Origin of the sequence: Spirobacillus cienkowskii, assembly GCF_037081835.1 — a bacterium.
Classification (GTDB): Bacteria; Bdellovibrionota_B; Oligoflexia; order Silvanigrellales; family Silvanigrellaceae; genus Silvanigrella; species Silvanigrella cienkowskii.
Map to the genome: position 1 here is coordinate 1,301,280 of NZ_CP146516.1, position 24,259 is coordinate 1,325,538.

Consider the following 24,259-nt stretch of genomic DNA (forward strand, 5'->3'; position numbering starts at 1 on the left):
ATAAAATTCTCAAATAACTGGACTATTGGTATCATTAACTGCTACAAATGAATTTACTTTATCTTTTAATTGATAAAGTTTTCATCTAATTGTTTAAGGTATGAAAATGAGACCATTTATTGCTTTATCAAGTTTAGATCAACGAATTAACGGAAATGGAATTGTTATTGATTCTGTTCCATTATCTAAAATTCTAGAATTAAATTATTCTCCAATTTATGTAACAAGTTTAAATGCTTTCAAGCAAAGAATTAAAATATATAAAGAAGAATTAAGTCGCTATTTTCAAAATAATGAAATATTTTATGCAATGAAGGCAAATTTTGCATATCCAATTTTAGCTGAAGTCAAGGATTTAAATACAGGAATTGATATTGTTTCTATTGGAGAGTGGAAAGCGGCAATTCAAGCTGGTATATCTCCAAAGAAAATTTGTTTTGCTGGAGTTGGAAAAAAACAATCAGATTGGAAAGAGGCAATTTTAAATGGATTAGGATTTTTAAGTATTGAGCACTTACTCGAACTTGAAGAAATATTATATTTTATAATGGAAGTTAAAAATAATTTAATAAATAAAGTCCCAATCATTTCTTTAAGGTTAAATCCAGCCTTAGAAATTGAAACACATCCTCATCTAAAAACAGGCTCTTTAAATTCTAAATTTGGTATTTTATTTGAGCATTTTCAAAATTGGTTGCTTAATAAAAAAGAAAGTTTTCAAAATATTTCAGATTTTGAAAAATGGATTGCACCTTTGAGAGGTGTGCATGTTCATGTTGGTTCTCAATTAATGGAAAATACTATCTTTCCTTTAGTTATCAAAAAAATTCTTCAATGTTGTCAGTTCTTTTTTGATAACAAAATTTATATTAATTTTATAGATTTTGGAGGTGGTCTAGGTGTTTCTGTTCAGGGGGTTCCTTTAAACGGACAAGACATTCAAAAATATGTCAGTTTTATTTCTACAACTTTTATTAATGAGGCAGGTTATTATCCAAGTCTTATGGAACTCTGGCAAAAAAATTTTTCAAATTTATTTGTTTGCTTGGAGCCAGGTAGAAGCACTATTGCAAGTTCTACTATATTTTTAACACAAGTTTTGTATAAAAAGGAGAATTCACCAGAACATTTGTTTTGTTATGTTGATGGAGCGATGAACGATTTTCCAAGACCAAGTATCTATGATGCTAAGCATCATTGTGAAATTGTGAATTTTACTAATGAAAAAGACTTAAACAAAAGAATTACGAGTCAATTAAGGAGTTGGAATATTGTGGGTCCAATCTGTGAAAGTGGGGATTTTTTATCTAAAAATTCTGTATTATCAGATGTGGAGAAGGGAGATTGGTTAGCCTTTTTTGAAGCAGGTGCTTATTGCCGGTCAATGGCAAGTAATTATAATTTACGACCATTTCCTGCAGAGTTATTTGTAAAAGATGGAAAAATAATTAGTTTGATTCATTGAATTTTAATTGCAAACTTGATGAAAGCCATAATAATGAATAAAGAGTATTTTAAAGAATTTACTTATTCTAAAAGAACTATATTTTATCAAGAAGAATATATAGATGCTAAGGTCATCGAAATTATTAATTGGTTTTTAGAATCTTTTAATAGTGAAAATACGAAGCAGTCTTATGCTAAAGATTTGAATGACTTTTTTTTGTTTGCATTTAAATCGCTTGAGTTAAAAATTGATTCGTTACATAAAATTACAGAACGAGTTATTATTCTTTGGAAAGAAAGTTTATCCGATTTTTCTTCTGCTTCAGTTGCAAGAAAATTGTCGTCAATATCATCATTTTTATCATTTTCAAGAGAAAGAGGTTTAGTGGATAAAAACGTTCTTGAATTAATTAAAAAACCAAAAATTGATAAAAGAGGCAAAACCAATTGTTTAACTGAAGAAGAAATTTTAAAGTTGTTAGAATATGCTAAAAAGCAGTTTCAGATATCTAGATCTAAAACATCAAGATCCTATTGTGTCTGGAGACTGAGATTTACTGTTATGCACGTTTTATTTACTGTTGGTATGCGAGCAGAGGAGTTATGTGAATTAAAAATTAAAGATTTAGAGAATACAGGTCAGTCGTGGCGGTTGCATTTGATTACCAAAGGTAACGTTACGCATTCTCCAATAATTCATCCTAATACTGCACAAGTGCTAATGAATTATAAAAATGAATTTAGAAATAATGCTGCACAAGAAGATTACTTTTTAATTCGAACTCAATTGTCAAAAAATTTAACAAAACTAAATCGAAGTTCAATTTTTGATATGATTAAAATTACTGCAAAAGAATCAGGTATTCTTAAGGATATTAGTCCTCATAGCTTTAGAACTTCTTTAGCTACTTTACTACATTTAAAAGGTGTTCCTATTATTCAAATTCAAAGACTTTTAAATCATAAATCTACCGCAACAACCTCAATATATTTAAGAAAATCTTTTGAAGTCTCAGAATCTGCAACACATAAAATTAATTTTTTAGAATAAATTTTATCTATTTAATTAAAATTATAGTGTTGTCAAGATTAAAGACAAAAATTTAATTCATTGAAAACAATCTTATATACTTTTATTTGTATTGATGAAGTTATTTTTATTGAGGTTGTTTTTTATGAATTATAAATTTTTATATCTTTCTAGTTTTTTAAATCCCCTCATTTTTTGCTACTTTGTACTTATAATAATTTTAGTATATCATTTAAATACATTTTGTAATGAAAAAGAACTAAGTATTTTCTTTTCAAATAATAAGATTTTTTTAGAAAAAAATAATAAACTCGTTAATATTTCTTCTCAAATTAATATTTATAAAAAATTTCATAGTTTTGAAGTTGTTAGCGGTCCAGAATTTTGTAATAAAATAATATCTTTATCAAATAATTACTTAGAAATAAAAGATCCTCTTAATAATATGCAAACATACTCTGAATGTAAAATAATATTAAAAGACAAATTTAAATCAAATGAAATTCAATTATTAATTAAATTAAATAGAATGTTTACTTCTTGGTGTAGTATGAATGGAAAATCAAATACAGGAGTAAATAAAACAGTGAATGCTGTTTTAAAGGTAATGCAGATTGAAAATTGTGAATATGCATTTTTGGATGAAACTTTATCAAACGCTAGAATGTTAAATTTGTCTAACCAAAAATTATATGATTTGTCACCTATTGCCAGTTTGTTAAATTTACGAGCGCTTTGGTTAGATGATAATGAAGTTAATGATTTAAATCCATTAGGGAGTTTAAAAAATTTATTTGTATTAAGTTTATCAAACAATAATATTTATGACGTTAATGTTTTAAAAAATTTAAAAAAATTGCAGTGGCTTTTTTTAGGTTCAAATCTAATAGAAAAAGTTGATTCATTAAAGTTTTTAAATAACATAAAAGTTTTATCTATTAAAAATAATAATATATATAATTTAACACCGCTATTTCAATTAAATGAAAATTCATTAATTATTGCTAATGGAAATCCTGCACAAAGCGAAGTGTGTAAATATTTTGATAAGGAAAACAATGGCTATAAAAAAATAAATTGGTTAGAAAAATTGTGTCAAAACCCATTGTAAACATTGTTTTTAAGGAATTGGTAATCCTTCTTGCTTCATGATAAATAATGCATTTGTTGTAGGGCAAGGTCCTTCTTTAATTTTATAATCAAATTCTAATTTTTGTTCGTTTATGAACTCTCTAAAATGCATATTCCTTAGTCGAGAATCAGTATTTTCAATATCAGTGAGTGCTAAGTCGTGTGTGGTTACAAAGCCAAAGGTATTTTTTTCAAATAAATTTTTAATTATATTGAAGCTCCCAATATATCTTTCTTTGTTGTTTGTTCCACGAAAAATTTCGTCAATAAAAAAAATTGAATTTGAATTTTGTTTATTCTCAAGAATTTCTAATATTTGTTTTAATCTTTTTACTTCTGCATAAAAATAACTCGTTCCATCGGCTATAGAATCATCAACTCGTATTGCACAAAGTAGTTTTGCAGGTTTAGCAATAAATTGCGATGCAAAAACAGGAGCTCCAATGTTTGATAATAGAAAATTAATCCCAAGAGTTCGTAAAAAGGTACTTTTGCCAGACATATTGCTACCTGTAAGCAGCACAACGGGCGTTTTCAAGTCAAGTGAAATATCATTTAGAATTCTTTTATGTTCTGGAATAAGCGGGTGTCCAATATTTTTAAACACAATTTTATTTGTAGTTGCAAGTTGTATTTCTTCAGGCGTTAAAAAGTGGCACAATTTATTTTCGAGCTTTAGTCGTGCAAAACTACAAAGTAAATCGAGTTCATATAATTCATTTTGCCATTTTGATAAATGAGGTTCAATCTTTTTTAATTGATAAATTAGAATTACACATAATATCGAATCAAGAGGTAAAAAAATGTGAAGAGTTATCCAAAAAATTGGATTTCCTCTTAAATTAAGAATGTTAATTAAGCTATTAATTTTTTTTAGTTTTAGAGAGGCATTTTTTTCAAGAAATGAAAAATATTGCTCAAAATTTGTTTTTCTTTTGCGTTTTAAAGATAAAATGACAGTTTCGATTAATCTAGTATCTTGCGATATTTTAATAGCTTTTTTTGTTGTTGGATTAAATATTCCAATACCAAATAAAATAAAAAATGCATAAAAAAATAAAGGTTGTAATAAATTTTCTGTGTTTTGTGTTTTAATAAATAAAATAATTGCAGGAAATAAGATGATAAACCATGCTACAATACAGATAAAACAATAGAGTAATTGAAAAATAGTTGCAAATTTTTCTTTTAAAGGATTTTGTTCTTCATGGATATCTTTATTATTGGTTTCTATTTCTTCTTGTTTATTTTGGAAAAATTTTTGTAAAAATAAATCATCAAGCTTTAATATCTCAAAACGTTTTAAAAATTGCGAGTGTTTTGAAATTTCTGAAGCAATTTGGGATCGTTTTTTTGTATCCGCTGCATTGGGAAGCGTTGTTCCTCCATCTATGAGTAGTTTCAATAGTTTTTTTGATCCTTGAAAGGTGCTGCATGTGTCTAAAAGTAGAAACAGTTGATTGTGGATATCAAGATCATGAGCGTAGAGGTGGTTTTTTGGAATTTCGATGAGATCGTTGTGCCATGGCGCCTTGTGGTTTTCAAGAAATTCATAATTTCTTTGTATGCGTGCTTGTTGAAGTTGCATACTTGTTTCTATCGATTTCCATTTTCTTTGTTTATCTTGAATAAGACTATGAATCCATGCAGTTAAAAGACAATATAGTAAGAAAGTTAATATTAAAATAAAATTAATTATTGGTTCTTGGTTATTAAAAGCTCCTACAATTAAAGCTAAAAATGTGATTGTGCTCAGTAGCCTAAAAATAGCAAATTGATTGTCTTGTTTTTTGAGTTTTGTATTTTTTGAAGAAGAATTTTTAATTGCATTTTCTAATATTTTTAGTGTATCTGTTTCTGGTGTTTTTGTCATATTATTGAGTGGATGCATTTTTAGTCTCTCGGGGTTGTAGTCGCAGCGCGCAAAAATTTGCATTCAGCACGAGTGATTTGTTTTGCTCTCAAATTGTATAAATTTTTTACAATCGAAAATAAAGTGTCTTAGTTTTAATCATATTGAAGTTTATCTTTCCATAAAAAATCATTCATTTCAAATACATATCATTGGCATAGTTATTGCTTGGATAGTATTACTGCTTATAAGTTAAGCATATAGTTCTTTCAATTAAAGAATAATTGAATAATGAAGAGGTATTACATGAAGTTTTTCACTACAATTTTAGTTTTATTGATGAGTTTTAACGCCTTTGGATTGTACCAGGGACGTCAAGCCAAAACTAAAACAAAAAGAAATATGACACGCGAGCAAGTTGCACAAACACTTGAAAGAGCAGGATTTCCAAGAGAAATCGTTCCTGTTGTAACATGTTTAGCAGAATATGAATCAAACTTTAATCCAGAAGCGATTAACCGTCATAATACAAATAACACAAAAGACCATGGATTGTTACAAATCAATGATATCTGGACTGAAGAGTGTAATTTAAATGAACGAGATTTGTATAATCCGTTAAAAAATGCGCGTTGTGCTTATAAAATATATAAGAAACAAGGTCTTACAGCATGGGTTACTTACCAAAAATTTAAGCGTACATGTCTTGCGTATAAAATTCCTAATTATAACACAACCAATCTTGCCGATGTGATTATTAAAAATAATCAGTTAATGTAACTGTTTCAGCCTGATACAGCCCCAAAGGGGCTGTTAAAGTAAAAAAAAAGAGTATTCTTAAGTGACTGTAGATATGCTGAACTTAAGAATCTCTTTTTTTTGGGGGTAAAATGAAAAAAAATACTTTTTCCTTTTTGGCTGCAGCATTTAGTTTAATCGCAATTTTTATTGGAATTATTAAACTTATCCCTCATTTTAATTCAAATGCCAACCTTGATAGAACATGGATTATTTTTATAACAACAGGTTTTCCATTGATGATTTTTATTTATGCGATTTCTGGCTTTCATCAAAGCGCAAAAAATGTTGCTGCTAATGCCTACGGTTTGATTTTAGCCTTACCAACTATTATTGCTTTTATCTATTTAAAATCGTGGTTAGGTGCTGTTTGTATGGTGTTAACTTCAATTTTAATTGTGGCACAATTATTTGTTGATTGATCAGAAGAAGACAATCATAACGTGTAACCGCAATCAATATTAGTTACGTTATATAAAGTATTGATTTCATCTATTAAAGTCGATTTTTTATTCCAGTATTTATTTTCCTATTTATATTTAAACACTGCAAAATTTGCTTTATAATATGCTATTTAAATTCGACGAAATTAACATTGAAATAATGTGTTATCGCATTCATGACATCTTAAAAGAAGGCGAAACTTATGAAAATGTTTTTACCAGATGATTTTAAACTTCCAGCAATGCCGCAAGTTGCAAGAGAATGTTTGGTTTATTTGTATAATCCTAATGCAGATTCTGGTGCATTGGCAAAATCTTTATCAAGAGATATAGGAATTTCTGCAAGCATTTTAAAATTAGCCAATTCTGGGATGTTTTTATTAGGCAAAGGTCATTCCAACAAGTGATTTAAAAACAGCAATCTTTAGAATTGGTCACGATAATTTAAGACAATTGATGGTTATTCATGCTCTAGAAAACACTTTTGTATTTAAGGACGCTCTTTCTTTTGATTTTACAAGCTTTACTCGTCATTGCTCGTTTGTAAGTCTATTATGTGCTGAATTTTCAAAAATTGTTTCTCCAGATTCTGTTGCAGATATTCAAATGGCAGGTTTGATGCATGATGTTGGACTTGCAATTATGGCAAGTTTATTTAATGAAAACTTTACACAATTGGCCAAATACGTTCTTGAAAATAAAACTGATTTTGCATCTGCAGAAAAAGAATTGGGCCTTGAGCCTCATTGTAAGCTTGGCAGTCGTGCACTAGATACCTGGGAAATTCCTGTTAGAGTGAAAGAGCTGATTGCTTATCACGATACAAAAAAACTCGATGAACGCCAAACATTGCCATTAGATATGCATAAATTGGTCGATATTTTAAATCTATCAGACATTTTGGCTCATAGTTACGGATTTGGTTTTAAAGAGTACAAAAGAGACACACGAATTGAAATGTCGATGCTAAAGAGAATTGAGCTGACTCCCGATAAAGTTAAGGAAGTTGTGAAAAATGCGCTTGAGACAGAATCTGCAATGCAGCCTTCCTAATCATCATATAAGAAGGAAATTCAAAGATGACGATAGATGCGTTTAGTGGCGAAGATCGTGAAAAAATATATGCCATGGCAGAAAATATGACTGGAAATTGTCAGTCTGGTACTTATCGTAGAGAAATTATTATTTCAAACGTACTAAGACGGATTCAAGTTAAAAAATCGAACACATTAGACGAATATCTACAATCAGCAATTGCCGATGACCAAGAGTTTGCGCAACTTCTTAGTGCATTTACCATTCATACTACCGAGTGGTTTAGAGAAATGCCGCATTATAAAAAGTTTGAAGCACTTTTGAGTGAAAAATTTAAAGGAACAAAAAAATTTAAAATGCACTCCGGAGGCTGTTCTACAGGAGAAGAAGTGTATTCTTTTGGGCTTGTGTTAGAAGCGTTTAGAAGTCAAAATTCTGGCTTTGATTATGAATATCAAGCTTTTGATATTGACCCCGTATCTGTTGAAATGGCAAAAAAAGCACTATACCCAATGAAAGATTTTGCAAAAATAGGACCAAACTATCAAAAGTTTGTTAAGAAAATGGAAAAAGAGGACTCCATAACCGTAGATCAAAATATCAAATCAAGAAGTCACTTTTATACTGACAACCTTATTAAGCTTCAAAACATGTCGCCTACATACAACGTAATCGTTTGCAGAAACGTACTTATTTACTTTACTCCTGACAAAGTTAAAGAAATTATTGCAAAGCTTGTTATGCGCTTGATAAAGGGTGGTGTATTGATCATAGGTCATAGCGATAGCCTTGACCCTAAATCTTTTAATTTAAAAAGCTTAGGCAATTCCATGTTTGAAAAATTATGATGTTTTGTTTTTCCATTGTCTACTGGTAATGAGTCTTGCTCCACGACCATAAGTCATATAGGACCACGCCCATTGATATAAAACAAAAAATTTGTTTTTAAATCCTATTAAATATAAAATATGAACCAATAACCAAGCAAACCATGCAATCTTGCCATTTAAACTCAATCCCGCAAACTCTACGATTGCAGAACCTCTACCAATTGTGGCCATTTGACCTTTGTCAAAATATTGAAATGGTTGCATAGGTTTGTGAGCGATATTGCGCAAGATGTTTTTAGAAGCATGACAACCTTGTTGAATTGCAACAGGCGCTAAACCTGGAAGGGGTTTTTGCTTGTTACCCAGGCAGTGGGCTAGATCACCAATAACAAAAACATTTGGATAGTTTTTGAGATTGAGTTGTGCTTCAACAATGACGCGCCCCTGTTTATCGAGTTTGCTGTTTAATTTTTTTCCTAGTATAGAAGGTTGAACACCAGCTGCCCAAATCACAGTATAGCAAGGAATAAATTCAGAATTGACTAAAATTCCATCAGAAGAAATATCTTCAACACGTTTTCCCGTTATAATTGAAGCACCAATTTTTTTTAATTGCATTGTTGCAACTGCTGCCTGCTTATCAGAAAAAGAGGATAAAATCGTTTGTCCTGCTTCAATAAGGTAAATTTTTGTTTGTCTTGGATCTATATTTTTAAATTCTTTGTTTAAGGTAAAATGGGCAATTTCACAAAGTGATCCTGTTATCTCGACACCAGTAGGTCCGCCGCCTACGACCGCAAAAGTCAAAAATTTATCAATTAAATTTTTATCTGTTTCTCTTTCTGCAAGTTCAAACGCAGTTAATACGCGCCTTCGAATTTCTGTAGCCTGCTCTATTGTTTTCATTCCAGGCGCATAATCTTCCCATTCATTTTTACCAAAATAACTATGAGAAGAACCGCTTGCAATTATTAGATAATCATATTTGTAGTTTTTGAAATCTGTGAGAACTGTTTGGCTATTTAAATTTATATCTGTTACTTTTGCATAAACAACGTTAATATTTTTATATTTTGCCAAAATTGTACGTATTGGACTTGTTATTTCTGCTGGGCTTAAACCAGCCATCGCAACTTGATAAAGTAAAGGCTGAAATAAATGGTAATTTTTTTTATCAATAATAGTTATTTCAATTTCTTTTTTGTTGCCTAATTTTTTTGCTGCATTGATTCCTGCAAAGCCAGCTCCAATAATAACAACATGAATTTTGTTTAATTTTGTAGTCATCATTTTTCCTCTCAATCAAGATCTCAATTCTAATGCGCAAAATGTTAGGGTTGCAATTTTTTTTGTTTTATATTAGCCAAGCTGTTGTTATATGGTTTAATTTTCGGAGTCAACATGGCTAATAAAGTTGTAACGGGTACTATTGAAGTTATTTGTGGATGTATGTTTAGTGGCAAAACTGAAGAGTTGATTCGGGTATTGAAAAGAGCTTTAATTGCTAAACAAAATGTTTTGGTATTTAAACACTCATCTGATATTCGTTATTCTGAAAGTGAATTATATAGTCATAATTCACAAAAAATTTCATCACGTCTTATTTCTAATATTTCTGAAATATTGTTACAAAATTTAGATCAAATTGATGTAATTGGTATTGATGAAGCACAGTTTTTTTCTGATGATATTGTTGATGTTATTGAACAGCTGATGGATAAGGGAATTCGAGTTGTTATTGCTGGATTAGATCTTGACTACAAGCGGAGACCTTTTGGATGTATGCCAAAAATTCTTGCAATTGCTAATAAAGTAAAAAAATTAACGGCAATTTGTTCTAATTGTGGTGACGAAGCGTATTATAGTCAAAGATTAATAAAAAATGAAGAACTTGTTTTGGTAGGAACTTCAGAATGGTATGAACCACGTTGCCGCAAACATCATAAAATTAAAGACCAAGTTGAGAAAACTTTTCAAGTAATTCAAAACTTTGATAGTAATTTAATCGAGGATCGCAAAATGTAGTGTAATTTAATGGAAGCGACTCTTCTGTCACTTTAGTATTTCCGCCTATGCACTCTGTAACATTATCAAAAGTTAATTCTAAATGAATTCCAGCTAAATTGGATTGAAGTTCTTTATGAATTAAATAAGTTTCTCTCAATTCATTCCAAATTTCTAGAAAATTTCGTGTTTTAATTCCCGAAGGCGTATAAAACGAATTGCCGTGCATTGGATCGCAGCTCCATGTGACATGGCAATGCGATTGATTGACTTTAAGAATAATATTCTTTAAAACCTGTTGAGTAAAATTTGCGCCTATGCGTGTGATTAAATTAATTTTTCCAGGTTCGTTTTGTGGATTTAAGATTGGAAGCAGTTTGATAATTTCATGAGGATCCGTGTTAGGGCCTAATTTGATTCCAATTGGGTTTGAAATTCCTCTTAAGTATTCAACATGTGCGCTGTTTAAATTGCGAGTACGTTCTCCTAGCCACAAGTAATGCGCTCCATAATTGTACCATTTTGGGTTTTTATAAGATCTGTGAGTTAAGGAAGATTCGTAATCTAATAATAAAGATTCATGAGAGATAAAAAATCGCGCATTTTGGAAAGATAAATATTCATTTTGAAGATGCTGTTTAATCCAACTTAACGTTGTACTCGAGTTTTTATAAGCTATTTTTAATCGCTCTGGATTGGGTTGACGCGCAATAGGACAAAACTTTATATCATTGATAATATCACCACGATAACTGGGTAACTGCATATTATTTATAGTTTCGAGTTCGTGCGAACGAGGTTTGGCATACTGTCCTGCTATGCGACCAATAATAACAACTGGGATATTTAAATGTTTTTCTAATAATGTTGCTAAACTTTTTAAATGAGAAACTCTTTTTATCACGTTTGAAGTCGTACAACTTTCAAATGTTTCTGCACAGTCGCCTGCATGAAGCAGAAATATTTTGCCTTTGGCAGCGTCACTGATAAAACTCTGTAGTAAAGAAATTTCTGATTCAAAAACAAGATGTTTTGCATTTTTTAGAAATTTAATTGATTTTTCAAGTGCCTTTGTGTCTTCATAATTTGGTAATTGAGATTGATTGTAATTGACCCAACTCGTTGGGTTCCAAGAATCATAAACATCATTTTTTAAATTGATAAAATTCATCGAATACCTTTTAAATTTATCGAGCTCCAACTTTTTTTAATGAAGCCATCCTAAACTTGCGCCCGCAATTAGGATAACTCCTAATATTAAACGGTACCAAGCAAATATTAAAGTTGAGCGCTGTTCAAGGTATTTCATAAGCCCAAAAACTGCTACAAAAGCAGCAATTGAAGCAGTAATCAGACCAACTATTAATATACTCCAGCCATGTGTTGTGAGTCCTGCTAGAGACATTTCATGAATTTGTTTTAATCCTGCTGCGACAATAACCGGAACTCCCAGAATAAATGAAAACGCGGCGGCTGTTTCCCTTTTTAGTCCTAAAAATAATCCAGTTGTAATGGTTGCTCCAGAACGTGAGACACCAGGAATCAGAGCAGCAACCTGTGATAAGCCTACCAAAATACAATCCTTAAATGTTAGTTTTGAAAAATCTCGTTCATGTTTGCAAATTTTTTCTGCTACAATAAACAATGCTCCCATAACCATACATGCAACTCCTATAACATAAATCGACCGTAGAGGCGAGTTAGGAGCATTTAATGTTGACTTTAAAAGCAATCCCATAATCCCTACAGGAATTGTGCCAATAATGATGCCAATTCCTAAGCGAAATTCGGTTGAAGAAAAATTTTTTTCACGAATACTTTTTAATGTTCCAAAAAATATGTTCGCAATTTCTTTTCGGAAATATATCATGACTGCAAAAAAACTCGCAAGCTGTACAGCTCCGGTAAAGGGTGTGCCTGGATCTTGCCATCCTAAAAATGCAGGAACAATGCGGAGATGAGCCGTACTGCTAATTGGTAATAATTCTGTAACCCCTTGAACAATTCCAAGAATTATAATTTTAAAGTAACCGAGTTCAGCAAACCCGCAATCAATCAATTGATCATGAATAGGGATGGGGCAAGCAGTTGTCATCTCGTTTCTCCAAGAAAAAAGTTGCACAATAGTTCTAGATACCATATCGTCCTCAGAAGGCCACTTGTAGGCCATTATATTTTAAAAGAGCTCGTCTGATCAGCAAAAATAATGACGGGTTCTTTTTTATGCTTAATGTCATGAATAGGAGCTATCTATGAGCGAAGTACAACGCTCTTTATTACAAGAGATTCGAGAAAAATTTGAACCTATTCGGAGGTATCTTTGACACTCCGCTCAAAAGAAAACGGGTTTTAGAAATTGATTCAGAAATTAATACTGATCCCAATTTTTGGAATGATCGCAAAAAATCATCAACATTATTAAAAGAAAAAAAGAGTATCGAAGATGCATTCATTCTTTGTGATCATCTTTTAAAAAATATCGAAGACACTTTGGTTGCAATAGAGTTTGCTGAAGAAGGCGACGCGTCGTCGCATATTGAAGCGGAACAACTTCTCGATCAGCTTAAAAATGAAGTGCAGCAGTTAGAAATTCGTCGCCTATTATCCGGTGAAACTGATAAAAATAGCGCCATTATTACAATTAATGCAGGTGCAGGTGGAACCGAGGCGTGTGATTGGGTACAAATGATCACGCGCATGCTGATTCGCTATTGTGATTCCAAAAGATTTAAAGCTGAAGTTGTTGATGAACTCGAAGGTGAAGGTGCTGGTTTAAAAAATGCAACCTTAACGGTTGAAGGTGAATTTGCGTATGGCTTTTTAAAATCTGAAAATGGAGTGCACCGTTTGGTTAGAATTTCTCCTTTTGATTCTAATGCACGCAGACATACTTCGTTTTGCTCTGTATTTGTCAGTCCAATTATTGATGATGATATTCATATTGAAATTAAAGAAAGCGATCTCAAAGTTGATACATATCGGGCAGGTGGTGCAGGAGGACAGCATGTTAATCGTACAGATTCAGCTGTGCGTATGACCCATATTCCAACTGGTATTGTTGTTCAGAGTCAACAACAACGCAGCCAAATTCAAAACCGCGAAACATGTCTTAAGCTTTTAAAAGCAAAATTATATGAAGTCGAAATCAGCAAGCGACAAGCAGAAACAAAAGCGATTGAAGACTCAAAAATGGATAATGCATTTGGTTCGCAAATTCGTTCTTATGTTTTGCATCCCTACAAATTAGTTAAAGATGTTCGTACATTAGCGCAGAGTTCAGATCCCCAAGCTGTTTTAGATGGTGACCTTGAAGAATTTAGTTTGGAGTATTTAAGACAAACGGCTTCGGGGCAGTTTAAAGGAAAAGGGTCTGCGCAAGAAGATTTTGATTAAATTTTATAAATTATAGACAGGTATTAGAAGGTATTAAAATGACTTTAACAACAGATTTACTCAATACAATTCAAGATTTTCCCGACTTTCCAAAACCAGGAATTATTTTTAAAGATATCAATCCAGTTCTAAAAAATGCACAGCTGATGAAGCGGATTATTGCAGATATGGCTATGTTTGCACAAAGTGTTGCTGCACAGCATATTATTGGTGTTGAAAGTCGTGGCTTTTTCTTTGCGTTGCCTCTTGCATTAGAAATGAATTTGCCATTTATTCCAGCGCGTAAAAAAGGCAAACTTCCAGGTTCTGTTGTTTCTGAAACTTATTCTTTGGAGTATGGTGAAGACAGTTTAGAAATTCAGGCCTCATCCATTTTGCCAGGGGAAAGATATTTAATTGTTGATGATATTATTGCCACAGGTGGTACAGTGTGCGCGGTTGCCAAAATTATTCAAAAAGAAAATGCGGTGCTTGCCGGTTGCTCGTTTTTATCTGAATTGACATTTTTAAATGGTACAAAAAAAATTTTAGATGCAGCACCAAATTGTAAAATTCAAAGCATACTTAAAATTTAAACCGTATATTTTAAATTTTAAAAGGAAGTGTATTCATTATGACTATCAATGACATTCACCTTGAGCATCTCGGAAGATTATCTTATAACGTGTTTCTTTCTCTTATTGTCTCTGTGTTGATGTATTTTTTAGCGTATTGGATAATACGTGGAGTTCGTAAATCAAACACCAAAGTTAGAAAAATAGATCCAACTCTGCTTCCCATAACCGTTACTATTATAAAATATGCAGCATTCATAATTAGTGTTTTAATAATTTTAAATATATTCGGAGCCAACACCAATGGAATTATTGCATTTTTGGGAACTGCTGGCTTAGGAATTGCGTTAGCTTTAAAAGATACATTACAAAATATTGCATCTGGTATTATGTTAATTTTTTTGAGACCTTTTAAAGTTAACGATTATATTGAATGTGGTAGTAATAGTGGTACTGTGCAAGAAATCAATCTTTTTACTACAACGTTAAAAACTGGGGATGGTTTGTTTTTATTTGTGCCAAATAACTTACTATGGAATTCTGCAATTAAAAACTATACTCGCAATGGTACGCGTAGACTTGATTTTGTGATAGGGATTGCTTATAAAAATCAAGTAGAAGACGCACGTTCCATACTAAATAAACTTGCCGATTTAGATGGTCGAATTTTGAAAGATCCATCTCCCATCATTGTTGTAAATTCTTTAACTGATAATTCTGTTAACTTAATGTTAAGATGTTGGATCCCTGTTGATAATTATTGGGACGTCAATTTTTACTTACAAAAAACAGTCAAAGAGCAATTTCATGATGCAGGGATTTCTATTCCTTTTCCACAACGAGACATCCATTTGCATATCGTTAATGAAAAAAATAGCAATGCAAACGATATCAATACCATTAAAGCATTGATGTAATTTTTTATAAAAAAGTATTTATTTATAGTGAATATCGTATGACTAATGATATTAATAATAAGCAGTTTTTTTTTCAAAATAATAGTAATATTCAAACTAAATCAGTTCGTATTGCTTATAAAAGTTATCATGAAGAGTGGCAAAAAAAAGTTCATATTCCTGGCTCTAAAAGCTTTACCAATCGCGCCATTGTGCTTGCAGGAATGAGTTCTAAACCTACAACATTAAATGGTTGTTTGTTTGCAGAAGATACTTTTTGGGGTTTGCAAGCATTGAGAATACTTGGATTTACCATTGAAATTGATGAAGATAAAAATTCTGTCAGACTCACTCCGCCTTTACACTTTACAGGCTCAGAGTTTAAAATTTTTCTTGGCAAAGCGGGTACCCTTGCGAGATTTTTTCCCGCTGTCATATTAAATTGGCAAAACACATTTTCTAGTTTTCCAGAAATTAAGGTCTATTGTGATGCTCATGATCAATTAAAATCAAGACCTTTAGAACCATTAATTTCTGCATTAACAATGCTAAATGCAAAGATTTCTGACATACGGCTTCCTTTTATAATTTCTTCTAGCCATTTGATGGGATCCTGTGAAATAGGAGGCGAAATTTCTGGGCAATTTTTAAGTGGTTTGCTACTTTCAGCATGCGCTTCACAAAATTCTATTTGTATTAAACGAATCAATAAGCTTGTACAGCCAAATTATATTAACATGACGCTCTCAACCATAGAAGCGTTTGGCGGAAACATTAATTATGATAAAGATCTTAATAGTTTTATCGTGCATCCTGTTCGTAATTTAGGAGTGGATACCTACTCTGTAGAAGCCGATGCATCCACCTGTTGTTATTTTATTGCAGCAGCATTTTTACATAATTTTTCTTTGCATATTGAGAATATAGGTCATAATACACTTCAACCCGACTATAAATTTATTGAAACATTAAAAATATTAGGCGCTCAAATCATATCAACTGAAACAGCAACAACAGTTTATCGTAGAAATAATATACAAAAAATTACAGGAAATTTTTCTTTTGATTTATCAAACTTTAGTGATCAAACATTAACCTTGGCTGTGGTGGCTTTATTTTCTGATTTACCAATTGAAATTTATGGGATAGCGCATATTCGTTTTCATGAATGTGATAGAATCGCCTGTTTAGTTGCCAATATAAAAAATTTAAATTTAAAAATTGAAGAATATCATGATCGTATTATTGTGTATCCAATTAAAAATAATTTTCATGAAATTAAAGGTGAATGGAAAACGTGGAATGATCACCGTTTTGTGATGGCTGGATTTTTAATTGCTTCAATGTGTGAAAGTGTTAGTATTTTAGAGCCATCTTGCGTTGAAAAAACGTGTCCACGTTTTTTTGAGCTTGTTCAACAATTAGGCTTTCAAATATCTTTTAACTCATAGATAAGGCATTTAAAGATAACATGGGAAATACATTTGGAAATCTATTTCGAGTCACAACGTTTGGTGAATCCCATGGCGTTGCACTCGGCTGTGTGGTTGATGGCTGTCCTGCTGGAATTTCATTAAATACAGATATTATTCAAGCTTTTTTAAATAGAAGAAAACCAGGACAAAGTATTTATACCACGCAACGCGCTGAAAGCGATTTGTGTGAAATTGTGTCAGGATTAGAATCTGGTGTCACTCTTGGAAGTCCAATTGCGATAATAATTCGCAATAATGATAAAAAAACTAATGACTATAATGATTTAGCAAACATATTTCGACCAGGACATGCTGATTTTACCACTTTTGTAAAATATGGAATTGTTGCACAAAGCGGAGGTGGACGTGCAAGCGCGCGAGAAACTGTTGGTAGAGTTGCTGCAGCAGCAGTGGCAAAAGCATTTGTGCAAACATTTTATTCAAACTTAGATGCTGTTGCCTGGGTTGATCGAATTGTAGACATTCAAGCTAAAGTTAATATTGAAACATTAACGCAAGAAAATGTAGAAGAGAGCTTAATTCGATGTCCAGATAAAAACGCAGCCGACAAGATGCAACAAAAGATTTTAGCAGCCAAAGCAGATGGAGATTCTTTAGGAGGAGTGGTGCGCTGCATTGCCAAACACATTCCAAAAGGACTTGGAGAGCCTGTTTTTAATAAGTTTGAAGCAGAATTGGCAAGAGCTATGCTTAGTCTTCCGGCAAGCAAAAGTTTTGAGATGGGCAATGGCCTTGCTGCGACGTATTTATGCGGTAGTGAAAATAATGATTTTTTTACTAAGGACAATGATGAAGATGTGGTGACTCAAACCAATCGTTGTGGAGGAATTCAAGGTGGAATTTCTAATGGAATGCCTATAGATTTTTGTGTCGGATTTAAACCTGTTTCTACAATATTTAAGGCGCAAAAAACTTTGAATAAAAATTTTGAAGAAGTCAAATTTATTCCACAGGCAGGCCGCCATGACCCTTGTGTGTTACCAAGAGCTGTTCCTTTAGTTGAGGCGATGTTTTGGCTTGTGCTTGCAGATTTTATTTTAAAAAATCAGGCATATAAATTTAAGAAATTTTAACAATGATTGATAATGCTTTTATTCAATTTTTTGATGAATTAAAAAACATTTTAAATAGATTTTTTAAACTTGGTTATACAAGATTTTCTGTTCCAAAAAAAGAAATTAGCGACAGAGATGAGGCGTACCAACTTGCGTGTCAAATATATAAAAGAGGTTTTATTTCTTTTTTAGATAAAAATGAAAAGAAATCTCATGATGAAATTTCTTTTTTAAATACTTCCAATTTTATTATAAAGCTAAATTCTCAAAAAAAAGATGAACTGTTTTTAATTATTGATAAAAATTTTTTAACTTTGCACGAAGATTTTAATGATGCTATTAAAAATTTTAATTTTATTATTTTTGAATCGCAGGAAAGTAACAAAACTCTTGAAACCGTATTTGATTTGATGCAAAAAATACAACCAAAAGTGCAAACAATTTATGCTATTGGTGGTGGAATTATTCTTGATCTTGTTGGCTTTACTTGTAAGCTATTAAATAAAGAAGTTGTATATGTTCCTACAACTATTCTTGCAGCGGTAGATGCTTGTATTGGCGGAAAAACGAGTGTTAATTATTTGCCTTATGGAAAAAATCAAATTGGTTTTTTTTCTCAACCTAAGGAAATTTTATTTGTTCCACAGTTTTTTGAAACTTTGCCCTTTCATGAAAAAATTTCTGGTTTAGGCGAAGCTTTAAAGCACTCATGGATTTTTGGTACTTTCTTAGAAGATTTTTATATATTTGAAAAAATTTATACAGAAACAGCATCCTTAGATGATTTCAAAAGCTTAATATTAAAGAATATTAAGTATAAAACTTTTATCACTCAAGAAGATCCTTTAGAGCTAACTTCGTTTAGAAGCATCCTTAACTTTGGGCACACATTTGCACACTTCTTAGAGAGTATCTGCATACAATCTAAAAATTATTCTATTCCTCATGGAATAGCTGTATTGTATGGAATTCAATTTTTATTATCAGCAAATTTAATTAACTGGCCAAAGTCTATCAGTAATTATAAATATTTGATAAATTCAATTTGTAAAAATTTTTCGATTCCTATTCATAAAAAAATAACTGTTCATGATATTGAATTTTATCTCAATCAAGATAAAAAAAACTCACATAGTCATGAAATAACTTTAATACTTCCTGAATACGGGATACTCAATGAAAAAAATGACAAAAGTCAAGTTACCAATTGTATTAAAAGATATTCAACAAACGCGGTAGCTTTTCAAATGCTAGAGTTCATGAAGTCTTTTGAGTAAACAAATTGTCAAATAGTTACCACCCAGAAAATATTTTTCCGATTTAATCTTGAATTCATAAAGAGCATTTGTAAAACTTGCAAATAGGTCATTGAGTTCAACATTTTAAAAAAGGAAAATAACATGGATCCTCGTCCAGCACGTATGCCATGGCTTGCACCATATTTAGCAGTTAAGAATCTCGATCGCTCAGTGGATTTTTATTCTAAAGCCTTTGGTTTTAAAGCTAAAGGAATGAAAGATAATTATGGGCAAATCAGTCATATGAACTTTTTTCATAAAAATACAGTTCTTTTTATGCTACATCCTGAAGGAAGTGCTGGCAATCCATCTCGATCGCCTTCAACGTTGAATGTCAACGCTTCGCAATCTTTTTATGTATTTGTTGATAATGTCGATAAAGTTTATGAAAAAGCAATATCAAATGGTGCCAGAAGTGTGATGTCGCCAGAGGATACATACTGGGGCGATAGAGTGTGTTCTGTGGTTGATTTGGATGGCTATTCATGGTCATTTGCAAAATATCTTAAATCAAAGGCACCAGCAAAAAAGAAGAAAACGACTAAAAAAACAGGAACAAAGAAGACAACTAAAAAATCTCCAGCAAAAAAGAAGAAGACAACTAAAAAAGCCACCAAAAAAACAATAAAAAAGAAGACAAAGTCAAAAAAGAAATAGTTTTAGGCTTGAATATTTTTTCTTAAAAAGTTGTAGCGAGTTTGAAAGACAAGCGCAAGATTTATAGCAAAACTTTTGGAAAATTGCTTAAACCATTCTTGTGCATTAAAATTATTTGGAAAGTTTGGTAAATTTTTAAATGATTTTTTTTCAAAATTATATTTAAACCCACCGTATGTGACTTCTCTGCCCGACTGTGGATCAAAAGTTAATACAATGCATGTGACTTCATTGCATTGGCACTGTGGATTGACACAATAAAGATCGTCCATTGCAAAAACAGTATTGCTCATCATTCTTTCAATATTTCCAGAAAACGGAAATGCCGCCTGGTAAGGAATTAGGGCTGACTTATTTTGCTTTTTAGGAAGTCTTTCTTTCCATTGCTCGTCTGCAAAGTCTGGTATGAATGACACAAAAGGTTGTCTGAGGTGAGACTGTAGGTTACCTTTCATCAGAGTTTCAATGGCATTTTTGAGTTCAGCATATTCTTTATCACTTAAAATTAAAGCATGGCTGTTTTGTGGATTGATATTTCCTGATCCCTCTTCATTTAAAGTCGTGTGAACTTCTCTTGAATCAGCAATTTTGGTAACAGTTTGGTTTGTGATATTGAGTTCGACCGTGATGCCTATAACATTAGATTTTTGGGTGTTTTCCATGTTTGCAAGACTTGCAAGCATTTTGGATTTGAGTTGATTTTTGAAAGGAGTTAATTTTAAAATTAAAGTACAATTTTCTGCAAAATTGAGAGCTTCGTCAACAGATTCAATTTGTTTAGGAAATAGTAAAACTCCTTCTACAGAAAAATATTGCTCATTCCAATAAATACGATTGGCTTCGTTAGCATTAAGATTGAGAGGCATAAAAATAAAGTTTTGCATAAAAAGCTCCATGAAAAAGTTTACACCTGATTCAGGTAACAAATTTAAGTTTTTACTGCAAGTTATAGATAAATGACTCAAACTCAGATTTTCTAGAAAAATTAAGTATTTAATAGGAAAAACTTGCTAATTATATTTTTGTTATTGTTTGCTTTACAAATTTATGCATTAAGATATTTTTATATATAATATGGAGAATATTATTATGTCTTCAATAATGCCATTAATTTTTATTGGGCATGGATCCCCTAAAAATGCTATTTTAGAAAATAATTATGTTAAAAAAATTAAACATTTTGGAAAAACATTGATACAAAATGTAAACACAATTGTTTGTATTTCTGCACATTGGAATACAGAAGGTGTCTGGATAAGTGGAGCAGAAAAATTAAATACAATTTATGATTTTTCTGGATTTCCAGAAGATCTATATAAAATCAAATACGAGCCAAAAGGAAATAAAGAACTCGCATTAAAAATTAAAAATATGCTTTTAGATTATGAAGTTTCAATAGACGAAAAACGAGGAATTGATCATGGCGCCTGGAGCGTTCTTATGCATTTGTATCCAGATGCTAGAATTCCTGTTATTCAATTAAGTTTAAACTTAAATTTTAAGACTGCCGATCATTATAAAATGGCACAATTGCTCAAGCCATTAAGAAATGAAGGCATATTATTTATAGGAAGTGGCAATATTGTTCATTCTTTTTTTTCGTTTAGTCCTGAAGAAAATGCTGCAACTCCTGATTGGGCAAGAGATTTTGATAATAATATTAAAACAGCTCTAAAAAATCGGGATCACAATTCAATAATAAGATATCGAAGAATATTTGGAAAAAATGCAAAAAAATCAGTACCTACTGAAGAGCATTTTTTACCACTTATTTATATTATTGGACTCCAAGAAAAGGAAGAAAATGTGAATTTTATTTATGAAGAATTTCAGAATGCTTCAATGTCAATGCTCAGTTTTATCATACAGTAAACAATATTTAAGCAGGCTTAATTATGAAAATTGTCAGAAAAAGTTCAGAAAGAGGGAGTGCTGAATTTGGTTGGCTGCATGCAAAATACACATTTTCATTTGGTGAATTCTATGACTCTAAAAATATGGGATTTAGAAAACTGCGTGTATTAAATGAAGATAAAGTTGAACCAAGTAAAGGATTTCCAACCCATGGTCATAAAAATATGGAGATTGTAACATATATTTTATCTGGAGTGCTTGAGCATAAAGATAGTATGGAAAATAGTGCGATTATTTCTGCGGGTGAAGTGCAGGTGATGAGCGCAGGAAGTGGTGTTCGGCATAGCGAATTCAATCATTCAGATACGGAAATCGTGCACCTATTACAAATTTGGATTGAATCTGCAGTTATAAATCAAGAGCCAAGTTATCAACAAAAAAGTTTTTTACATTCAAAAGAAAAATTAACCTTAATTGTTTCGCCTAATGGAGAAAGAGAATCCTTAACAATTAAGCAAGATGTAAAAATTTATCAGGGAATGTTATTGGAAAATCAAGATTTTCAGTATAAAATCAAAACAGAAAGGCATGCTTGGATACAAATAGCCAAAGGAAGTCTTTTTATTGATGATTCTTTAGAAGTATTTCAAGGTGACGGTATTGCCATCACAGAAGGTGATATTATTAAATTTTCTACTAAAAATAGTGTTTGTCAATTTTTAATTTTTGATCTTCCCTAGTTTTTAAATTTTAAGGATAATAAATGTATTATTTAGTTTCAAAATGTAAATTTGGAAACATTGCGATAGCATTTGAAAATAATAAGTTAAATGCATTAATTTTTTCTGATTCTGAAGATGATATTTTAAAAAATTTATCTTGTATTATGTCTGAAAATAATTTAATTATTTCTAATAATAAAAATGATATAATATGGTTTCAAGAAATTATTAATTCTATTGAATATCCAACAAATGTTTGCCCTGTTTCTATAAATTTAAATGGAACAGAATTTCAAAAAAAAGTTTGGAATAATTTGATTGAAATTCCATATGGTAAAACAATGAGTTATTCTAAACTAGCAGCTAAAATTGGGAATAAAAATGCGACTAGAGCTGTAGCTAGAGCATGTGCTTCAAATAAAATTGCATATTTTATTCCATGCCACAGAGTGATTGCAAGTAATGGTAAATTGTCTGGATATCGCTGGGGCATTAATACAAAGCAGGCATTATTAAAACACGAGGCTAAAATATTATCTTAATTTTAAAGAATTCCCAAAAAGATTTACATTTTCAACCTTTTTTAAATCAGATTTTGTTTTTTCATGTAAATTACTAATTATATTATTAGATAAGTTCACAAAATATAGATTATTATTATTTGCAAATAAATTTTCTGGAATATTTTTAATTTTATTATTAGCAATTGAAATATTTGTAAGAAGAGGTAAATTTTTAAATGCATTCTCTGGGACGGATTCAATTTCATTTGAATCCATTTCTATGCTTATTAAATTTATTGAATCCATTAAGCCAATTGGATATGTCTTTAGTAAGTTATTTGATAACTCGATGCCCTGTAAATTTTTTAAATTTTTAAATGCATAAGGAGAAATAAAACTGATCTGATTGTTATATAAACTAAGCCAGTCAAGTTTTTCAAGATTTTTAAAAACTTCAGAAGAAATTTCTTTTAGTTGATTGTGCATTAACCAAAGCCAATTTAAATTTACAAGCTTGTCAAGTATACCATTTGTTAATTTTTCTATATTATTATGCCCTAAAATTAAATATTTTAAATTTAAAAATCCAGAAACAGGGCTAATATCTTTAATTGAGCTTGAATTTAAATTTATAGAATAAATTTGCGAAGGATCTTTAATAGTACAATCTTCTGAAATTTTTAATGCTGTGAACTTTGCATCAGATTCCTTTTCTGAAGTACACCAATGTTTAAATGTGTGATTGAATAGTAATTTAAATTCAAATACTTTATCATCATTTGGCTTTAATACTTCATATTCACAATTTACAGCGGAGTTTAGTTCATATTTTGTTGGGATCATTTTAATTTTAGAATTAATAATATTAAATTTTAATTCAGAGCAGACCTTTTTTTGATTAGGTTTAATTACAATTTTTAAGTTTTTATCATTTGATTTGATGTCTATAAAAAAATCAATTAAATCTTGATATGATTCTGTAACTCCACCATAAGTGTTTTGGTTAAAAATATTTTTCGCAATTTTAGCGTCAAAATTATTTTTTTTGTTTTTTACTAAAAATATCGAATTATCATTTATTTCTAAATAATGATAAGCGGTTTTTATTTCAATGGCAAACAAATTTAGACATGTTTGAAAAATTAAAATTAATAAAATTTTGTATGGTGAAAAAAAATTTAAATTCATTTTTAATCCTCCTAAATCTTAGTATAAAAATATTTATTGGAGATTTTTATATAATAAAAATTATTATTTGATTC

25 protein-coding genes are annotated in these 24,259 nt (G+C 30.8%); 19 read left to right on the forward strand and 6 right to left on the reverse strand.

Translation table 11 applies throughout. The annotated features are described in order from the left end of the window. The first annotated feature begins 106 nt into the window (after positions 1-106). The 3 genes from lysA to Spiro2_RS05720 all read left to right on the forward strand — a co-directional run bounded on the left by lysA (position 107) and on the right by Spiro2_RS05720 (position 3,587). The gene (gene lysA / locus Spiro2_RS05710; protein ID WP_338637632.1) at positions 107-1,465 is read left to right on the forward strand and encodes a diaminopimelate decarboxylase; all 1,359 of its coding nucleotides are present in this window, start codon (positions 107-109) and stop codon (positions 1,463-1,465) included. A gap of 33 nt (positions 1,466-1,498) precedes the next feature. Further along, positions 1,499-2,497 carry a site-specific integrase gene (locus tag Spiro2_RS05715; protein ID WP_338637633.1) on the forward strand — a complete coding sequence of 333 codons (999 nt, stop codon included), beginning with the start codon at positions 1,499-1,501 and terminating at the stop codon, positions 2,495-2,497. Between the two features lie 124 nt (positions 2,498-2,621). Next, the gene (locus Spiro2_RS05720; protein ID WP_338637634.1) at positions 2,622-3,587 is read left to right on the forward strand and encodes a hypothetical protein; all 966 of its coding nucleotides are present in this window, start codon (positions 2,622-2,624) and stop codon (positions 3,585-3,587) included. Positions 3,588-3,596: 9 nt separating this feature from the next. On the opposite strand, the gene Spiro2_RS05725 is transcribed toward Spiro2_RS05720, so the two are convergent. After that, positions 3,597-5,498 (reverse strand): MutS family DNA mismatch repair protein, encoded by a 1,902-nt coding sequence (locus Spiro2_RS05725; protein ID WP_338637636.1) that lies wholly within the window; start codon positions 5,496-5,498, stop codon positions 3,597-3,599. Between the two features lie 267 nt (positions 5,499-5,765). On the opposite strand from Spiro2_RS05725, the gene Spiro2_RS05730 reads away from it, so the two are divergent. From Spiro2_RS05730 to Spiro2_RS05750, 5 genes are all read left to right on the forward strand, one after another. After that, entirely contained in the window at positions 5,766-6,239 is a 474-nt protein-coding gene (locus Spiro2_RS05730; protein WP_338637637.1) for a transglycosylase SLT domain-containing protein, read from the forward strand. Between the two features lie 110 nt (positions 6,240-6,349). Further along, positions 6,350-6,679: a hypothetical protein gene (locus Spiro2_RS05735; protein WP_338637638.1), complete on the forward strand. Its 330-nt coding sequence runs from the start codon at positions 6,350-6,352 to the stop codon at positions 6,677-6,679. Between the two features lie 224 nt (positions 6,680-6,903). After that, on the forward strand, positions 6,904-7,107 hold the full coding sequence (locus tag Spiro2_RS05740; protein ID WP_338637639.1) for an HDOD domain-containing protein: 204 nt from the start codon (positions 6,904-6,906) through the stop codon (positions 7,105-7,107). A gap of 49 nt (positions 7,108-7,156) precedes the next feature. Beyond that, on the forward strand, positions 7,157-7,753 hold the full coding sequence (locus Spiro2_RS05745) for an HDOD domain-containing protein (RefSeq protein ID WP_338637641.1): 597 nt from the start codon (positions 7,157-7,159) through the stop codon (positions 7,751-7,753). Between the two features lie 26 nt (positions 7,754-7,779). Then, positions 7,780-8,583 (forward strand): CheR family methyltransferase, encoded by an 804-nt coding sequence (locus tag Spiro2_RS05750; RefSeq protein WP_338637642.1) that lies wholly within the window; start codon positions 7,780-7,782, stop codon positions 8,581-8,583. Here the strand turns inward: Spiro2_RS05750 and Spiro2_RS05755 are convergent. After that, entirely contained in the window at positions 8,578-9,852 is a 1,275-nt protein-coding gene (locus tag Spiro2_RS05755) for an NAD(P)/FAD-dependent oxidoreductase (RefSeq protein WP_338637643.1), read from the reverse strand. The genes Spiro2_RS05750 and Spiro2_RS05755 overlap by 6 nt on opposite strands. A 114-nt stretch (positions 9,853-9,966) precedes the next feature. On the opposite strand from Spiro2_RS05755, the gene Spiro2_RS05760 reads away from it, so the two are divergent. Beyond that, positions 9,967-10,590 carry a thymidine kinase gene (locus Spiro2_RS05760; RefSeq protein ID WP_338637644.1) on the forward strand — a complete coding sequence of 208 codons (624 nt, stop codon included), beginning with the start codon at positions 9,967-9,969 and terminating at the stop codon, positions 10,588-10,590. On the opposite strand, the gene Spiro2_RS05765 is transcribed toward Spiro2_RS05760, so the two are convergent. Both Spiro2_RS05765 and Spiro2_RS05770 read right to left on the reverse strand, forming a co-directional pair. Beyond that, on the reverse strand, positions 10,514-11,740 hold the full coding sequence (locus Spiro2_RS05765; protein ID WP_338637645.1) for a 3-deoxy-7-phosphoheptulonate synthase: 1,227 nt from the start codon (positions 11,738-11,740) through the stop codon (positions 10,514-10,516). The genes Spiro2_RS05760 and Spiro2_RS05765 overlap by 77 nt on opposite strands. A 36-nt stretch (positions 11,741-11,776) precedes the next feature. After that, positions 11,777-12,739, reverse strand: coding sequence for an undecaprenyl-diphosphate phosphatase (locus Spiro2_RS05770; protein WP_338637646.1), 963 nt, complete (start codon positions 12,737-12,739; stop codon positions 11,777-11,779). Positions 12,740-12,821: 82 nt separating this feature from the next. Here Spiro2_RS05770 and prfB point away from each other — a divergent pair. The 7 genes from prfB to Spiro2_RS05805 all read left to right on the forward strand — a co-directional run bounded on the left by prfB (position 12,822) and on the right by Spiro2_RS05805 (position 19,918). Further along, positions 12,822-13,962, forward strand: a protein-coding gene (gene prfB, locus Spiro2_RS05775; RefSeq protein ID WP_338637647.1) for a peptide chain release factor 2 whose coding sequence is annotated in 2 segments (ribosomal slippage) — positions 12,822-12,881 and positions 12,883-13,962 — 1,140 coding nt in all. Because the reading frame shifts where the segments join, the coding sequence is not laid out codon by codon here. A 38-nt stretch (positions 13,963-14,000) separates the two neighbouring features. Continuing rightward, entirely contained in the window at positions 14,001-14,537 is a 537-nt protein-coding gene (locus tag Spiro2_RS05780) for an adenine phosphoribosyltransferase (RefSeq protein WP_338637648.1), read from the forward strand. 38 nt (positions 14,538-14,575) lie between these two features. Next, positions 14,576-15,433 carry a mechanosensitive ion channel family protein gene (locus Spiro2_RS05785; protein WP_338637649.1) on the forward strand — a complete coding sequence of 286 codons (858 nt, stop codon included), beginning with the start codon at positions 14,576-14,578 and terminating at the stop codon, positions 15,431-15,433. Between the two features lie 38 nt (positions 15,434-15,471). Continuing rightward, complete coding sequence (gene aroA, locus Spiro2_RS05790; protein ID WP_338637650.1) at positions 15,472-16,863, forward strand: 3-phosphoshikimate 1-carboxyvinyltransferase; 1,392 nt, start codon at positions 15,472-15,474, stop codon at positions 16,861-16,863. Between the two features lie 20 nt (positions 16,864-16,883). After that, positions 16,884-17,981, forward strand: a complete 1,098-nt coding sequence (gene aroC, locus Spiro2_RS05795) for a chorismate synthase (RefSeq protein ID WP_338637651.1) — start codon at positions 16,884-16,886, stop codon at positions 17,979-17,981. Positions 17,982-17,983: 2 nt separating this feature from the next. Beyond that, positions 17,984-19,240 (forward strand): 3-dehydroquinate synthase family protein, encoded by a 1,257-nt coding sequence (locus Spiro2_RS05800; protein WP_338637652.1) that lies wholly within the window; start codon positions 17,984-17,986, stop codon positions 19,238-19,240. Positions 19,241-19,363: 123 nt separating this feature from the next. Next, positions 19,364-19,918: a VOC family protein gene (locus tag Spiro2_RS05805; protein ID WP_338637653.1), complete on the forward strand. Its 555-nt coding sequence runs from the start codon at positions 19,364-19,366 to the stop codon at positions 19,916-19,918. A gap of 2 nt (positions 19,919-19,920) precedes the next feature. Here the strand turns inward: Spiro2_RS05805 and Spiro2_RS05810 are convergent, their stop codons facing one another. Continuing rightward, complete coding sequence (locus Spiro2_RS05810; protein ID WP_338637655.1) at positions 19,921-20,802, reverse strand: hypothetical protein; 882 nt, start codon at positions 20,800-20,802, stop codon at positions 19,921-19,923. 205 nt (positions 20,803-21,007) lie between these two features. Here Spiro2_RS05810 and Spiro2_RS05815 point away from each other — a divergent pair, with 205 nt between their 5' ends. The 3 genes from Spiro2_RS05815 to Spiro2_RS05825 are packed head-to-tail and all read left to right on the forward strand — an operon-like array spanning position 21,008 to position 23,036. Then, the gene (locus Spiro2_RS05815) at positions 21,008-21,790 is read left to right on the forward strand and encodes a class III extradiol ring-cleavage dioxygenase (RefSeq protein ID WP_338637656.1); all 783 of its coding nucleotides are present in this window, start codon (positions 21,008-21,010) and stop codon (positions 21,788-21,790) included. Positions 21,791-21,813: 23 nt separating this feature from the next. After that, entirely contained in the window at positions 21,814-22,512 is a 699-nt protein-coding gene (locus Spiro2_RS05820) for a pirin family protein (RefSeq protein WP_338637658.1), read from the forward strand. A 23-nt stretch (positions 22,513-22,535) separates the two neighbouring features. After that, a complete protein-coding gene (locus tag Spiro2_RS05825) occupies positions 22,536-23,036 on the forward strand; it encodes a methylated-DNA--[protein]-cysteine S-methyltransferase (RefSeq protein WP_338637659.1) in 501 nt (166 codons plus the stop codon). Here the strand turns inward: Spiro2_RS05825 and Spiro2_RS05830 are convergent. After that, positions 23,028-24,185 (reverse strand): leucine-rich repeat domain-containing protein, encoded by a 1,158-nt coding sequence (locus Spiro2_RS05830; RefSeq protein ID WP_338637660.1) that lies wholly within the window; start codon positions 24,183-24,185, stop codon positions 23,028-23,030. The two genes, Spiro2_RS05825 and Spiro2_RS05830, sit on opposite strands and share 9 nt — an antisense overlap. Positions 24,186-24,259: the final 74 nt, after the last annotated feature.